15 protein-coding genes are annotated in these 13,832 nt (G+C 65.9%); 11 read left to right on the forward strand and 4 right to left on the reverse strand.

Annotation, left to right across the window (positions count from 1 at the left end):
- Window positions 1-60 precede the first annotated feature (60 nt).
- Entirely contained in the window at window positions 61-363 is a 303-nt protein-coding gene (locus tag JYG32_RS32245; protein ID WP_213266310.1) for a hypothetical protein, read from the reverse strand.
- Window positions 364-1,118: 755 nt separating this feature from the next.
- Between JYG32_RS32245 and JYG32_RS32250 the strand changes: the two genes are divergently transcribed.
- From JYG32_RS32250 to JYG32_RS32260, 3 genes are all read left to right on the forward strand, one after another.
- Window positions 1,119-1,442, forward strand: a complete 324-nt coding sequence (locus JYG32_RS32250; RefSeq protein WP_213266311.1) for a hypothetical protein — start codon at window positions 1,119-1,121, stop codon at window positions 1,440-1,442.
- A gap of 110 nt (window positions 1,443-1,552) precedes the next feature.
- On the forward strand, window positions 1,553-2,143 hold the full coding sequence (locus JYG32_RS32255) for a hypothetical protein (RefSeq protein ID WP_213266312.1): 591 nt from the start codon (window positions 1,553-1,555) through the stop codon (window positions 2,141-2,143).
- A gap of 72 nt (window positions 2,144-2,215) precedes the next feature.
- On the forward strand, window positions 2,216-2,497 hold the full coding sequence (locus tag JYG32_RS32260; protein ID WP_213266313.1) for a hypothetical protein: 282 nt from the start codon (window positions 2,216-2,218) through the stop codon (window positions 2,495-2,497).
- Here JYG32_RS32260 and JYG32_RS39195 read toward each other — a convergent pair.
- Complete coding sequence (locus JYG32_RS39195; RefSeq protein ID WP_249744799.1) at window positions 2,481-2,795, reverse strand: hypothetical protein; 315 nt, start codon at window positions 2,793-2,795, stop codon at window positions 2,481-2,483. The two genes, JYG32_RS32260 and JYG32_RS39195, sit on opposite strands and share 17 nt — an antisense overlap.
- On the opposite strand from JYG32_RS39195, the gene JYG32_RS32265 reads away from it, so the two are divergent.
- From JYG32_RS32265 to JYG32_RS32280, 4 genes are all read left to right on the forward strand, one after another.
- Window positions 2,776-4,035: a chemotaxis protein CheA gene (locus JYG32_RS32265; RefSeq protein ID WP_249744800.1), complete on the forward strand. Its 1,260-nt coding sequence runs from the start codon at window positions 2,776-2,778 to the stop codon at window positions 4,033-4,035. The genes JYG32_RS39195 and JYG32_RS32265 overlap by 20 nt on opposite strands.
- A gap of 155 nt (window positions 4,036-4,190) precedes the next feature.
- Window positions 4,191-4,775: a hypothetical protein gene (locus JYG32_RS32270; protein ID WP_213266315.1), complete on the forward strand. Its 585-nt coding sequence runs from the start codon at window positions 4,191-4,193 to the stop codon at window positions 4,773-4,775.
- Window positions 4,776-4,887: 112 nt separating this feature from the next.
- Window positions 4,888-6,309 carry a sigma-54 dependent transcriptional regulator gene (locus tag JYG32_RS32275; protein ID WP_213266316.1) on the forward strand — a complete coding sequence of 474 codons (1,422 nt, stop codon included), beginning with the start codon at window positions 4,888-4,890 and terminating at the stop codon, window positions 6,307-6,309.
- A gap of 140 nt (window positions 6,310-6,449) precedes the next feature.
- A complete protein-coding gene (locus JYG32_RS32280; RefSeq protein ID WP_213266317.1) occupies window positions 6,450-6,956 on the forward strand; it encodes a hypothetical protein in 507 nt (168 codons plus the stop codon).
- A gap of 18 nt (window positions 6,957-6,974) precedes the next feature.
- On the opposite strand, the gene JYG32_RS32285 is transcribed toward JYG32_RS32280, so the two are convergent.
- Window positions 6,975-7,466, reverse strand: a complete 492-nt coding sequence (locus JYG32_RS32285; RefSeq protein WP_174381930.1) for a hypothetical protein — start codon at window positions 7,464-7,466, stop codon at window positions 6,975-6,977.
- A 372-nt stretch (window positions 7,467-7,838) separates the two neighbouring features.
- On the opposite strand from JYG32_RS32285, the gene JYG32_RS32290 reads away from it, so the two are divergent.
- The gene (locus JYG32_RS32290; RefSeq protein WP_174381931.1) at window positions 7,839-8,516 is read left to right on the forward strand and encodes a response regulator transcription factor; all 678 of its coding nucleotides are present in this window, start codon (window positions 7,839-7,841) and stop codon (window positions 8,514-8,516) included.
- A gap of 247 nt (window positions 8,517-8,763) precedes the next feature.
- Complete coding sequence (locus JYG32_RS32295; RefSeq protein WP_249744801.1) at window positions 8,764-9,126, forward strand: M35 family metallo-endopeptidase; 363 nt, start codon at window positions 8,764-8,766, stop codon at window positions 9,124-9,126.
- Between the two features lie 597 nt (window positions 9,127-9,723).
- Here JYG32_RS32295 and JYG32_RS32300 read toward each other — a convergent pair.
- Complete coding sequence (locus JYG32_RS32300; RefSeq protein ID WP_174381932.1) at window positions 9,724-11,277, reverse strand: methyl-accepting chemotaxis protein; 1,554 nt, start codon at window positions 11,275-11,277, stop codon at window positions 9,724-9,726.
- Window positions 11,278-11,541: 264 nt separating this feature from the next.
- Between JYG32_RS32300 and panE the strand changes: the two genes are divergently transcribed.
- On the forward strand, window positions 11,542-12,489 hold the full coding sequence (gene panE, locus JYG32_RS32305; protein WP_213266318.1) for a 2-dehydropantoate 2-reductase: 948 nt from the start codon (window positions 11,542-11,544) through the stop codon (window positions 12,487-12,489).
- A 274-nt stretch (window positions 12,490-12,763) separates the two neighbouring features.
- Window positions 12,764-13,723, forward strand: coding sequence for an AraC family transcriptional regulator (locus tag JYG32_RS32310; RefSeq protein ID WP_213266319.1), 960 nt, complete (start codon window positions 12,764-12,766; stop codon window positions 13,721-13,723).
- Window positions 13,724-13,832 lie beyond the last annotated feature (109 nt).

The raw sequence follows: 13,832 nt of genomic DNA on the forward strand, positions 1-13,832 counted from the left end.
AGTATGAAACACCCGTTCATCTGGCCATTCGGCGAGGGTCCATGGGCCGGATTCGTCCGTCTAATCCCGGTATTGCTTCGCGACGCTAAACGATCGCCGCGTGTGCGCGACCGTTGCCGCGATACATTCCTGAAACAAAAAGTGACGTTTCCGGCGATTCGTGCCGGCGCGGCGGCCGTTCGGCGCGCGCAATGAACGGTGGAATAACGCGTGGCATGCTGCTTGCGACATTGGACGCACCGGCGAGCGGTCGACACGATGCAACAACGATGTGGGGGCGGCCAGCTCGTCAATAAGCCAGTCGGGGAAACGGCGATGAAGACCATAAGCAGTAGCTTGATCCGCGCGTTCTTTGCGCACCATAGGGGTAGTCGGAAAGATCGGGGGAGTGCTTGCGACGCAGTGCCAGCGTCGCGGGTCGTTCTTTGCCGATTTCCCGCACTCCGCACGCTGGAGCGGTTGTTGCTCCGCGCGACAACCAGGCGACAGCGGTGCTCGCCCTCGTTCAGCTCACCCGGATCGATCAGCCTGTTCGTGCCGGACAGGTGACGCCGATTCGTCTTCGACCGTGCAAGGCCGTTTCGATCGCACCGGGCCAATACCGGCGCCGGCTGGATTAGATCGAACGCCCGTCGGACGGATTATCCGGAAACCTTTCGTCGCTAGCTCAGGGAGCAGACATGCCATCAGGCCGCAATGCAGGCCCGCTATCGCTCGATTAAAGAGCGCATCTTTACGGCACTGCATTTTGCGGCGATAAATATATTCTCGCATTTTTGATTCCAGAAACGGATGCCGGTGCTGGCATCCGTTTCCGGCGGGGTATCGAAAATCGCGGGCCGGAAAGATGTGCGCGTCATTCCGGTTTGGCGAATCAATGTGTTTTCGAAAAAATATTGAATATTCATAAAATTAATCGAAAACAGCTATTTCCAAATTTTGGATAACTTAAAAATAAGATTCGTCTGTCAAAAATATCAAAAATATCAGTTTCACGTCCAGCAATAATTTCTTGATTTGATAGTAATCCTTAATTTTCTGAGGATTGCTCGCGGCGGGAAGATTGATGGCGTGCGATCTTCCTTGCTCATTCTGTCCACGCCGTAATGGAGTCGACCATGAAGAAGCTTCTGATTGCAGCAGCAGTTCTGGCGGTTTCGGGTGCAGCGTTCGCAGGTAGCGGCACGGTGTCGAGCAGCAATTCGACGAGCGGCGGCCAGACGATGGCCGGGGTTGCCGGGTTCGGCCACTTCACCGCGACCGATTCCGGCTCGGCACTCGGCGCAGCCGGCGCAACGGCTGGTGGCGGCAGCAGCGGTTCGATCTCGTACACGGACCACACGCAAACGTCGACGGTCGGCGGCTTCGGCTTCGGCGGCGCACAGGCGGGTGGCACGAGCGGCGCGAATGCCGGTTCGATCGGCTGGACGTTTCACCACTAAGCCGCGCGCGTAGCGTTCGTCATTGGCTGGCGGTACGGATGCCGGGTTTCACCCCACGCGGGCAGGCCCGGTTCCGCCACCGCCGAACTTCCTCACAGCAAGGGATTGCTATGAAAGCCAACGTCATATTAGCGACAGCGCTCACCGTCATATCGTCGGCTGCATTGGCAGCCGGTTCGTCCACGATCAACCAGACGCAATCCGTTGCAGCGGGTGTTTCCGGTTCGGTACTGGTCGGCTCCGGCAGCTATACCAGCAATTCGACTTCGACGGCGGGTGCGAATGCAGGAAGTACCGTGACACCCGCTGGTTCCGCCGGCACGGCATCCGCTTTTCACAATTCGACCTCGACGGCCAGCGGTTCGGGCACGAACGGTGGCGCGTTCGCGGCAGGCGGCGGTATCGGTGCCGCAGGCTCGTTCGGCGGAAACGGCAGCACGAACGAGAACGCGAATGCGCTGTCGGGAGGGGTGACCGCCACGATCGTACTCGGCGCGAACCACTACACGGCCACGGGTGCGAACGACCAGGGCATCGCCAACGCGGGTGCTGCCGGGCTCACGGGCAGTGGCGGTTCAGGCGCGATCGCGGGTTCGGATCATTTCAACTCGTCGACCGTGTGGAGTACCGGTCCGGCCGGCTGGCCGTCCGCAGCAGGCGGAAGCCAGGGCAGTTCGAGCGCGACCGGAAGCAGTCATTAGTCAGATGTGGGGGGCCAGTTTCCCAGCGACGCTGGTCTCTTTTACCGCAGTGTTGTCACGTAAGGAGTTGGCATGAAGCGGAAACTGATTGCTGCCGCTCTGATGCTCGCGTCTCTGACGGCGTATGGCGCTGACCGTGCCGCCGATGGTGTGCAATCGAATATGCAGACGTCAAACAACCCTGACCAGACAATCAAACCGTCAGTACAACAAACGCTTTCGTCGGGCAGTGCCATCGGCGAGCCGGACGCTAAGCAATGGCAGGGCATGTCGGCCGGCTCGTGGTCCCAGCTGGGCAGCGGCTGGAAGCAGTTCGGGGAAGCAGCAAAAACTGAAGTCATTCAGGGGAATTAGTACGGTTGCCTGGGTGGGAGGTCAAACCTCGTCCGGAGAGTGAAATGAACAGCAACAGGATCAAGGTGGCGTGCGCGGCAATGTTCGCGATGACCACGATCGGTGCCCAGGCACAAACCGCCGACTCGACTTCGAGCGCGCAGTCCTCGACGTCGTCGACGGCGATCAGCCAGGGCGGCGGCTCGAGCATGAACACGAACACCACGAGCTCGCGCGGCGGCAATGCCACCAGCAGCAGCGGGGTTCGCGGTAGCGGCAATTCGAGCGTGAATGTGAACGTGACGATGCCCTCCGGCACGAGCGGCGGCTCGAACGTGACGCCGCAGAGCGTGAGCGCGCTCCAGTCGCCCGGTTCGCCCGGTACCAACCCGTTCAACACCCAGGCGTCGGAAAACGTCAACTACTCGGGTACGCAGACGATCAAGACGAACCCGGCCATCCAGGCGCCCGGCCTCACGACCACGCTGTCCGACACCTGCATGGGGTCGGTGAGCGTCGGCGTGTCGTTCCCGGGGTTCGGCGCGACGGGCGGCACGACGCTGGTCGACCAGGCTTGCGTGCGTCGTCTCGATGCGCGTGAATTCCGCGCGATGGGCCTGACCGACGTGGCGCTCGCGCTGCTCTGCCAGAGCGACGCGAACCGGCGCGCGGTGGAAGCCACCGGGCATCTGTGCCCGGGCACGACCGCACCGCTCGCGCGTTCGAATGTCGCGCCCAGCGCCGAAGCGACCGTCGCCGACGACGTGAAGTATCACGATCCGATCGTGCGCAACCGCATGGGCCTGCCGCCGCTCGACGCAGCCGCGCCGGCGCAGCCCCGCCCGGTTGCGACGACGGCGGGACAGGCGGCGCCTATCCCGGTGCCGGTGCCCGTGCCCGTGCCGGCGATCGCGCCGGTTGCCGCAGCACCGGCAGTCGCGGCGCCGGCGGTTGCCGCAGCCGCACCGGCAGTTGCAGCCGCACCCGCTGCCGCGGTCGCGCCGGCAGCCGCGATGGCAGCCGTGCCGGCTGCAGCCTTCATCGCTGCACCGGCTGTCGCCGACAAGGCGCCCGAGCCTGCACCGGTAGTTGCCGACAAGGCTCCCGAGCCCGCTCCGGTTGTTGCCGACAAGGCACCCGAGCCCGCACCGGTAGTTGCCGACAAGGCACCCGAGCCCGCACCGGTAGTTGCCGACAAGGCACCCGAGCCCGCTCCGGCCGTCGCCGACAAGGCGCCCGAGCCTGCACTGATAGTTGCCGACAAGGCGCCGGAGCCGATGCCGGCCGCGACCGACAACGCAGCGCAAGCCGCCGCCGAAGCGCCCGCACCGGAAGCCGCGCAGCCTGTCGCTGCCGCGCCTGCGGCCGACATGCCGGCAGCCGACGCAAAGGTGCCGGACGCGGCCGAATCCGCTGCCGCGCCTGCGCCGGCCGCCGACATGCCGGCGTTGACCGATCCGGCGCTGGCATTGCCGCCGGCTTCGGTCGACCAGCAGGCCGCACCGGCTGCACCGGTCGCGCCGACGCCGGCTGTCATTTCGACGAGCACGTCGTCGTAAGCACGCGGGCCGGGAAGCCGTGCGACCGGAACACCGGTCGCACGCCAGCCGCTCGGCCCCGATGCGCGACGGTCGTGCCGGTTTGACGGGTGTTGGTCCCATCCCCGAGGTCAACACCTCTTTTTGCCTGACGAGGATGCAAGGAGGCCTCAATCATGAGGATCTTTCTGGTCGCTTTGCTGCTGGTCAGCGTGCAAGCCGCTGCGCAGTTGGTTTTTCAGAATCCCGCGGTCTTTGTCATCCTGAGCGAGCAGACCCTCGCGAACGCCGCGAGCGTCCAGCAGGCGCTGACGACGCTCAGCCGGCCCGACAACACGGGATGCGCGCCGATGATGATGATCGGCGACCCGCAGATGATTTACATGATGCCCGAGGAAGGTCACGCGCCGTCGTGGCAGTCGCCGGTGTACGGCCGCGGCGCGCCGTTCAACGCGCAGAACGGGCCGACGCCGACGGGCAAGACGGTCGGCGCGATGCAGCACGCCGAGGACATGCAGACGCAGCCGTGGAGCGACGGCAGCGCGATTACGCAGAAGATCGCCGGCGAGTCGAGGGTGTCGGCGGCGGACCGGGTGAGCGAGTGGCAGCGCAACGGGATCAACAGGATCGAGACGGCCCGCGCGACGGATGTGACGGTGAACGGCAAGACCTACCGCGCCTATCGCGACGATCTCGACCGATCGGCGAAGCCGGTCATCGAGCCGCAGATCTACACCCGGCGCGTCGTTTTCTGCCGATAACGAAACATCAATTCGAGGACAGGCCGGCGCCGCGCCGCGGGACCACGAGACCCCGTCACACGCGATCCGGCAACGGCCGATCCGACAACCAACCCTACGCGGCGAGGCCATCGTGAACTATTGCTGCCAGATCAGGGTGTCAAGCCCGCAGGATGTCGAACGGGAGGCCGGCACGATGCCGTTGCTCGCCGTCCGGCACAACCATGTCGCACCGTCGCGGCCGCTCGTCTACCTGTCGCAGCAGCACGACGCCGCGCTCGTCGACTGTCTCGCGTTGCGCGGCTGGGACGTGTGGCGCGCAAAAACCGTTGCGGACGCACTGAATCTCGTCAAGGCGAACCGCCCGCATGCGGGCATCGTCGATTTCGGCAGCTTCGCGGCGCCCGACGTCGCGTCGTTCGAGGTGCTGCTGCGCGACCCGCGCGTCGGCTGGGTCGCACTCGCCGACGGCGAGCGGCTGCGCGATATTTCCATCGCACGCCTGATTCGCCACTGCTGTTTCGACTACGTACGCCATGCGACGGCCTACACGGCGATCGGCTATCTCGTCGGCCATGCGTACGGGATGCTGACGCTCGCGGACGGCGACCCGGCAGCGGATGCGATGCCGCCGGGCGGCACGATGATCGGGTCATGCGACGCGATGCGCCGGCTGTTCGCGACGATCCGCAAGGTCGCGAATACGGATGCTACCGTGTTCATCGCCGGCGAATCGGGCACCGGCAAGGAACTGACGGCGGCGGCGATTCACCAGCAGTCGGCGCGCGCCGATGCGCCGTTCGTCGCCGTGAACTGCGCGGCCATCCCGTCGACGCTGCTGCAGGCCGAACTGTTCGGCCACGAGCGCGGCGCGTTCACGGGCGCGCACCAGCGCAAGATCGGCCGCATCGAAGCCGCGCATGGCGGCACGCTGTTTCTCGACGAAATCGGCGACATGCCGTTCGAGAGCCAGGCGAGCCTGCTGCGGTTCCTGCAGGAAGGCAAGATCGAACGCCTCGGCGGGCACGCGTCGCTTCCGGTGGACGTGCGGATCGTGTCGGCGACCCACGTCGATCTCGAGGCCGCGATGCGGACGGGGCGATTTCGCGCCGACCTTTACTACCGCCTGTGCGTGCTGCGCATCGACGAGCCGCCGCTGCGCATGCGCGGCCGCGACATCATGCTGCTCGCCGATGACGTGCTGCGGCGCTATCGCGGCGACAGTTCGCACCGGATCCGCGGCTTCATGCCGTGCGCGATCGAGGCGATCCACAACTATGCGTGGCCCGGCAACGTGCGCGAGCTGATCAACCGGATCCGGTTCGCGGTCGTGATGACGAACGGCCCGATGATCTCGGCCGCCGATCTCGAACTGCACCAGTACACGTCGCGACAGCCGCCGACGCTCGCCGAAGCGCGCCGGCAGGCCGAGCGGCACGCGATCGAGGAAACGCTGTTGCGTCACCGTAACCAGCACACGGATGTTGCAGCGGAACTGGGCATTTCGCGTGCGACGCTGTACCGCCTGATGACCGCGCACGGGCTGCACGGCTGACCGGCTGACGCGCGGCGGCGCGCGTGAGCTCAAGACCGTGCGATGGCGGCCGTTAAGACATGAAATAGCCCGTCCGGACCGCCCGCGCATCGATGCGCGCGCGGCCGGCACGCGGCGCATCACGTTTATCCGGGGTTATCGTGGCAGAGTGCAGTCACTGCGGCAGGACGTTCCTGGTCGGCGGGCAGTCGATCGACGGCCGCCGCTATTGCAATCCGGCGTGCGCGCACGCGCATCCGATCGTCGTCGAGGCCGAACGGGTGCCCGACGCGAAGGTCCGGCAGTACGTCGACGACTGGCGGTACGGGCCGTGCCCGATCTGCCTGCGCGAAGGGCATCCGGTCGATGTCCACGCGTCGCATCGCGTCGTATCGCTGCTGTTCGTCACGCGCTGGGCGACGCGGCGCCACGTGTGCTGCCGCCGCTGCGGCCGCAAGAAGCAGGCGGTCGCGCTGCTTGCATCGGCCACGCTCGGCTGGTGGGGGCTGCCGTGGGGCATCGTGCTGACGCCGATCCAGCTCGCGCGCAACGCGCTCGGGCTGGCCGCGCGCGATCCGGAGGTCGCGACGCAGCAGTTCGAGCAGTTCGTGCGGCGCAAGCTGGCGGCGCGCCGGCTGCAGCGCGCGCGGCAGGGCGCCGGCGCCTGATCGTGCGCCGCCGCCCGGTCAGGCCGGCCGCTCGAAGCCCGATGCGACCCAACGCTCGGCGCTGGCCTTGTTGAGCTTGAATCCGGCCGATACCTTCGCGTCGGCCAGCAGCTCGCCGTACGGATCGAACGCCTTGAGCTGCGCGTACGGCTCGAACTCGTCCGGCACGACGTCGAGCGTCACCGACACATCCTGCCCGGCTTCGTCCTGGACCGTCACTTCCTTGTGCAGCATCGCGCGCCGCTGCTGCTCGTGCCGCATCAGCACCTCGGTCGCGGTCTTCACGAGCGTGCGGAACGCGTTCGCGTCCATCGGCTTCGGGTTCTTCTTGTCGCGGCCCATGGTCCACGGCCCGACGAGCGCGGGTTCGGACTCGCCGTCCTTGATCATCTCGACGGCCCAGCCGTCGTCGTCTTCGTTCTTGATGATGCGGGCGGTCCAGCCGTTGTCGCGCCAGAGGCCGTCTTCGTGGATGGAGGTGTCGTCGGATTGCAGGTCGGATTCGGTCATGAGGGCAGTAGGGCAGTAGGGCGTACGGGCATCCGGCAAAAGGGCGGTGGCGCGCGGCCGTCATCGGCGCATCGCTCGCCGCCGGGTGCCCGGAGTGGCATGCAAAGGCGGTAATTTTACCTGCTGGCCGGCCGCACGGCCCGCACGCCGCGCAATACTGGCCGTCCGGCCGATGCCGGGCGCCTGAACCGGCGCAAATATCAAACTCGTATTACGTCCCCGACGGCCGATCCCGATTCCGTCCGATATCCCGACCGCGCGCAGCTTCATACAATCGATCTTCGGGCTAAAAATATCCCGAATATCCTTTCAACGCCAAACCGGCCGCGCGCGTTCCGCGCCGCGCGGCCGGTGAACCACCTGGAACTGCGCATGAGGAAATTCAATGTTCGCATCGTCTTCGCGTACGACTGGCCGTTGACGCTGGCCGGCATCGAGCAGGTCGCCGGCAGCGCCTGCGCAATCGAGCTCGTCGCGGTCTACCGGAGCGCGGCCGAGCTGGTCGCGTCGCTCGGCGGCGTCGACTGCGACATCGTCCTGGTCGATTATTCGATCCGCGGCGACGAGCAGATGGACGGCCTCGCGCTGCTCGACTGGCTGCGGCGCACGCGCCCGAACGCCGGGATCGTCGCGCTGGTCGGGAACGAGAACCCGCTGATCTTCCGGTCGATCCTCGCGATCGGCGGCGTGAGCGTCGTCAGCAAGTTCGATGAAGTCGGCCATATCGTCACGGCGATCCATTCGAGCTACAGCGGCGGGCGCTACCTGTCGCCGTGCGTCAGGCGCGCGGTCGATGCGATCGGCGAGCGTGGCGAGGCACCCGTGAAGCTGTCGGCGCGCGAGATCGAGGTGATTCGCCTGTATCTGTCGGGCGTGCCGATCAAGACGATCGCGCAGCGCCTGAGCAAGGGCAAGCAGACGGTCAGCGCGCAGAAGATCAGCGCGATGAAGAAGCTCGGCGCGAACAACGACGTCGAGCTGATCCAGCGGGCGGCCGGGCTGGGGCTCGGCATCGGTGCGGCCGCGCCGCGGGCCGGCGGCGCGGCGTGAGTTGGCGCGTGCCGGGCGGGCGCGTTCGGCGACGCAGGGTGAACGCGCGGGCGGGGCGGGTGTACTTGGCACGCCGCGCACCCGCACCGCGCCGGTCAGGCCATTCGGTCTGCGTGAAGCGCGCGTAGGCCGCGTATAGCTCGATGCCGTGGAGGCGGCTTGCGGCCGCGTCCATAACGAGCGCACATTGACCGTGAATCTCAACACGAGATAGCTCGCCGAAGTTCACCGAATTGGATCGAGGTGGATGCACTTGCAGACGGGCACCGACGACAACACGTGGCCAGTGCCGAGATTGCGGCGCGCCTTCACGCTCGGATGTGTTCCGAATCCAAGTAAATCCGGCGTCGCTGCATCTGTTTGTGCGCCGGATACGGCAACTCATACAATCGCCATACATCCTGATTTTTGTTCCATGCGTCATTTTTCGTGGGAGAAGGATTCCGTGGTTTCCACACTGATTCATGAGGTCAGTCACTTTGATGACACGATGGCTACCAAGGATCATCGCTACTTTATCGAGGAATGCCTGACCTTCGGATCGGAGAGCCCAGATCAAGCCATCAATAACGCTGACAGTATTGCGGGATACGTAATTTATAATGCATAAATTAATACTTGGTATATTGCTTGCCGCTTCTAATTCGGCATTTGCATGCATTGCAAGCGAGAATTTCGATATATATTTTAATAGGAATGATGCGGTCATATCGAACTCGGAAATCGTGCGCATCGCAAATTGGGTGGTCGACCAAAAGATTACTTACGCCAATCACACAGCCAAAGAGACAACTTTAGTTAGTGGTCACGCTGAAGAAGACGAACGCGGGGCACCGGCACTTGCACAATCACGACTGCAAGTCGGGCGTGCGCTGCTAGAGCAATTGGGCTTTCTACGCGGGACCATTCGAGCAAGCGCACGTGTCTATTCGCATGGCGACGTGGACAACGGGCGGCGCGTGGAAATTTCCTTCCTGCCCGATTGCCCTAACAAGTGCTGCACCGGGAAGTAACATGACGCGCGACCCACCGCGCAAGCATCGTTCAAAACAGCGCCCCATTCGCTTCCGAATGCTGGCCGGCGCTGCGCGGCGAGCAGGTGGATGCGCTCGACGCGCTGCCGGTGGGCACAGGCATGAGGGCATGTGACGAAGCCGAGGGCGTGCGGGCCTGGCAACGGCAAGCCGCGCACGCACGCTCCCCAAGATCAGGCCGGCAACGCGAACCGCGTGACGGCGTCGCGCAGCGCTTCGGCCTGATCGCGCAGCGAATGCGCGGCGGCCGCGGCCTGTTCGACGAGCGCCGCGTTCTGCTGCGTGACCTGGTCCATCTCGCCCACCGCGCGATTGACCTGCTCGATCCCGGCGCTCTGCTCGCGCGACGCATGGCTGATTTCGTCGAGGATTTCGTTCACGCGCCGCACCGACTGCACGAGCTCGGCCATCGTCTCGCCCGCGTGCGTGACGAGCGTCGCGCCGTGTTCGACGGTCTCGTTCGACGACACGATCAGCGACTTGATCTCCTTGGCGGCCGTCGCCGAGCGTTGCGCGAGCGAGCGCACCTCGGCCGCGACCACCGCGAAGCCGCGGCCCTGTTCGCCCGCGCGGGCCGCTTCGACGGCCGCGTTCAGCGCGAGGATGTTGGTCTGGAACGCGATGCCGTCGATCACGCCGATGATGTCGCCGATCTTGTGCGAACGGCCGGTGATCTCGTTCATCGTGCGCACGACGTCGTCGACCACCGCGCTGCCGCGCGTCGCGACCTGCGCGGCCTGGCCGGCGAGCGACGCGGCCTGCGCGGCGCTGTCCGCGTTCTGTTTCACGTTCGCGGTCATCTGGTCCATGCTCGATGCGGTCTGCACGAGCGCGGCCGCCTGTTCCTCGGTGCGCTGCGACAGGTCCGTGTTGCCGGACGCGATCTCGCTCGCGCCGACGTTGATGTTCTCGGTGCCCATCCGCACGCGCGACACCATGTCGATCAGCCCGCCCTGCATCGTGTGCAACGCATGCAGCAGGCTGCCGCGATCGTCGTGCTTCACGTCGACGCGCGCGGTCAGGTCGCCCTGCGCGATGCGCTGCGCGGCATCGAGCGCGACCTCGAGCTCGCCGCCGAGGCTCGCGCGCACGCTTTTCAGCACCAGCACCATCACGGCGGTCGCGATCGCGCCGAGCACGGCCGTCATCGCGAGCCAGCGGCCGATGCTCGCGAGCACGGCCGAGTGCACGTCGTTCATGTACATGCCCGTCACCAGATACCAGTCCCACGGCGCGAAGCGCTGCACGGCGCTGGTTTTCTCCTGCGGCTTGTCGGCGCCCGGTTTCGGCCACAGATACTCGACGAAGCCCTTGCCGCCTTCCAGGTTGCCGGCCTTCACGATCTCGACGAACAGGTGCTTGCCGTTCGGATCGGTGAAATTCGACACGTCCTTGCCGTTGAGCTCGCTCTTGATCGGATGCATCACGATCACCGGCTTCGAATCGTTGACGGAGATATAGCCGTCGGCGCCGTGGCGCATCGCGGCGATCGCCTCGAGCGCCTTCTGCTTCGCGTCGGCTTCCGGCATCGCGTTCTGCTGCGACAGCTTGTAGTAATGGTCGGTCACGCTCGCGGCCTGCGCGACCAGCGCGGCAAGCTGATCGCGGCGGTCTTCGATCATCGATGCGCGCGTCTGCCACGCGCCGAGCCCGGCGATCACGAGCAGGCCGAGCCACAGGATGACGATCATCGAGGCGAGTTTCTGATTCAGGGAAAGGTTTCGCATGGTATGTGGTCGGTCGGTCGAGGATGCTCGCCGGAACGGCGTGACGGGATAAGTCTCTTGACGGCGTGCAACGCGCGTCGCCGTAGGCGGGTAATCCCTAAGAGTCGACTTGACGCCGACTCTGGCGCCCATGCCTTCGATGCCGATACGGGTATCTATGCATATGCATAAACGGGGTCGCTATACTGTCGGGGCGATTGCGAGCGTGCCGGGCGCCCGGGCGGGCGGCGGCACGGTGCTGAATGAAACCGAAAGGAGGCAACGATGCGAATTCTGGTGGTAGGGGCCGGCGCGGTCGGCGGATACTTCGGCGGCCGGCTGGCCGCGGCGGGGCGCGACGTGACGTTCCTGGTGCGCGACGGCCGCGCTGCCGCGCTGGCGCGCGACGGGCTGCTGATCCGCAGCCCGCGCGGCGACCTGACGCTCGCGAACGTGCAGACCGTGCGCGCGGTCGATGCCGGCGCCGGGGTTGCGCCGTTCGATCTCGTGCTGCTGAGCTGCAAGGCGTACAGCCTCGACGACGCGATCGCATCGTTCGCGCCGTTCGTCGGGCCGCAGACGCTGATCCTGCCGATGCTCAACGGGATGCGTCACCTCGACGTGCTGCGCGACCGGTTCGGCGCCGCGCAGGTGCTGGGCGGCCTGTGCGTGATCGCGGCGACGCTCGATCGCGAGCAGCGCATCGTGCACCTGAACGACACGCACGGCGTGTCGTTCGGCGAACTCGCCGGCGGCGAATCGCCGCGCGTGCGCGCGGTGGCCGACGTGCTCGGCGGCGCGGGCTTCGACGCGACGCTCAGCGACGACATCGCCGCGCGGATGTGGGAGAAGTGGGTATTTCTCGCGACGCTCGCCGCGAGCACGTCGCTGTTCCGCGGCTCGGTCGGCGACATTCTCGCCGCGCCGGACGGCCGCCGCCTGCTGGAGACGATGCTCGGCGAATGCAGCGCGATCGCCGAACATAACGGTTACCGGCCCGACCCCGTGGCGATCGAGCGGATGCAGCGGATGGTGCTGACGCCGTCGCCGTTGACCGCATCGATGCTGCGCGACGTCGAGAACCATGCGCGCGTCGAAGCCGATCACGTGATCGGCGACCTGCTCGCGCGCCGCGATCCGCAGGCGGCCGATGCGCTGTCGCTGCTGAGGATCGCGTACAACCACCTGAAGGCGTACGAAGTGCGCACCGCACGCGAGCACGCGGCCGCGTAATCACCGGCATCGGCGCATCGCCCGGGCCCGGCGGCTGGCCGCCGGGCGGTCGCACCGGTGCGTTCCGCGCTGCACAAATTTGCCGTCCGGCGCCGTTTGCGGCCGGAAAGCGCAAAAAAGTATCGGAAATCAGGCGTAAAGTTGGTGGAGCCGCGCGCTCGATCGACCTACATTGCTTCCCATGCGACCGGTCGTATCGCCGTGAGAAACACGCGGTGCACGAGCAAACTGCCGAACAGGCCGGCCGACAATACATGGGAATGGAGACGCCAGGATGATGCACCCCGATCTCGAAGTGGTCGAAGTGCGACGTGACGAGTCGTTCAAGGTCTGGTCGCACGGCTATCCGTATCGCACGATCCGCTGGCATTTCCATCCCGAATTCGAACTGCACCTGATCGTCGCGACGCGCGGCAAGTATTTCGTCGGCGACCACATCGGCTCGTTCGGCCCCGGCCATCTCGTGCTGCTCGGCCCGAACCTGCCGCACAACTGGGTCAGCGACATGGCCGAAGGCGAAACCGTCGAGCGCCGCAACCTCGTGATCCAGTTCGATCCCGCATTCGTGCGCCGCTGCATGGACGCGTTTCCCGAATGTCGCGATGCGCAGGCGCTGCTCGACGACGCGCGGCGCGGCGTCGGCTTCGACGAAGCGACGAGCGCCGCGATCGCGCCGCTGTTCGACGAACTGCTGGCGGCGCGCGGCATGCGCCGCATCGCGCTGTTCATGACGATCCTCGAACGGCTTTGCGGCGCCGACGCGCGCACGCTGCTCGCGAGCCCCGCGTACGATCAGGCCGATGTCACGCCTACGCGGCTCAGCCATGCGCTGTCGTATATCGGCAAGAACCTCGCATCCGAGCTGCGCGAGTCCGAACTCGCGCAACTGACCGGGCAGAGCGTCAGCGCATTCTCGCGCGCGTTCCACCGCCAGACGGGCATGCCGTTCGTCCAGTACGTGAACCGGCTGCGGATCGAATCCGCATGCCAGATGCTGCTCGCCGACGACGCGAACATCACCGACATCTGCTTCCAGGCCGGCTTCAACAACGTATCGAACTTCAACCGCCAGTTCCGCGCGGTGAAGGGGATGGCGCCGTCCGAATTCCGTGCGCTGCAGCGCCTGAACGCGCGCAGCCGCGAGCTCGCGCTGCATGCGGCGCCCACCGGCAACCCGATGCCGCCGCGCGTGCTGACGCCCGGCGCGCCCGAACTCGCGCCGCAGCCCGGATGATCGCCGGGGCGTCGCCCGCCTGACTTTTCCACACCGTTTCACCCGGCCGATCGCGTCGCTCACGTCGCGAGGGGCTCGTTCAACCACGAAAAAGCCGCACATAAATGGA

The sequence above is a fragment of the Burkholderia pyrrocinia genome (assembly GCF_018417535.1).
Classification (GTDB): Bacteria; Pseudomonadota; Gammaproteobacteria; order Burkholderiales; family Burkholderiaceae; genus Burkholderia; species Burkholderia pyrrocinia_E.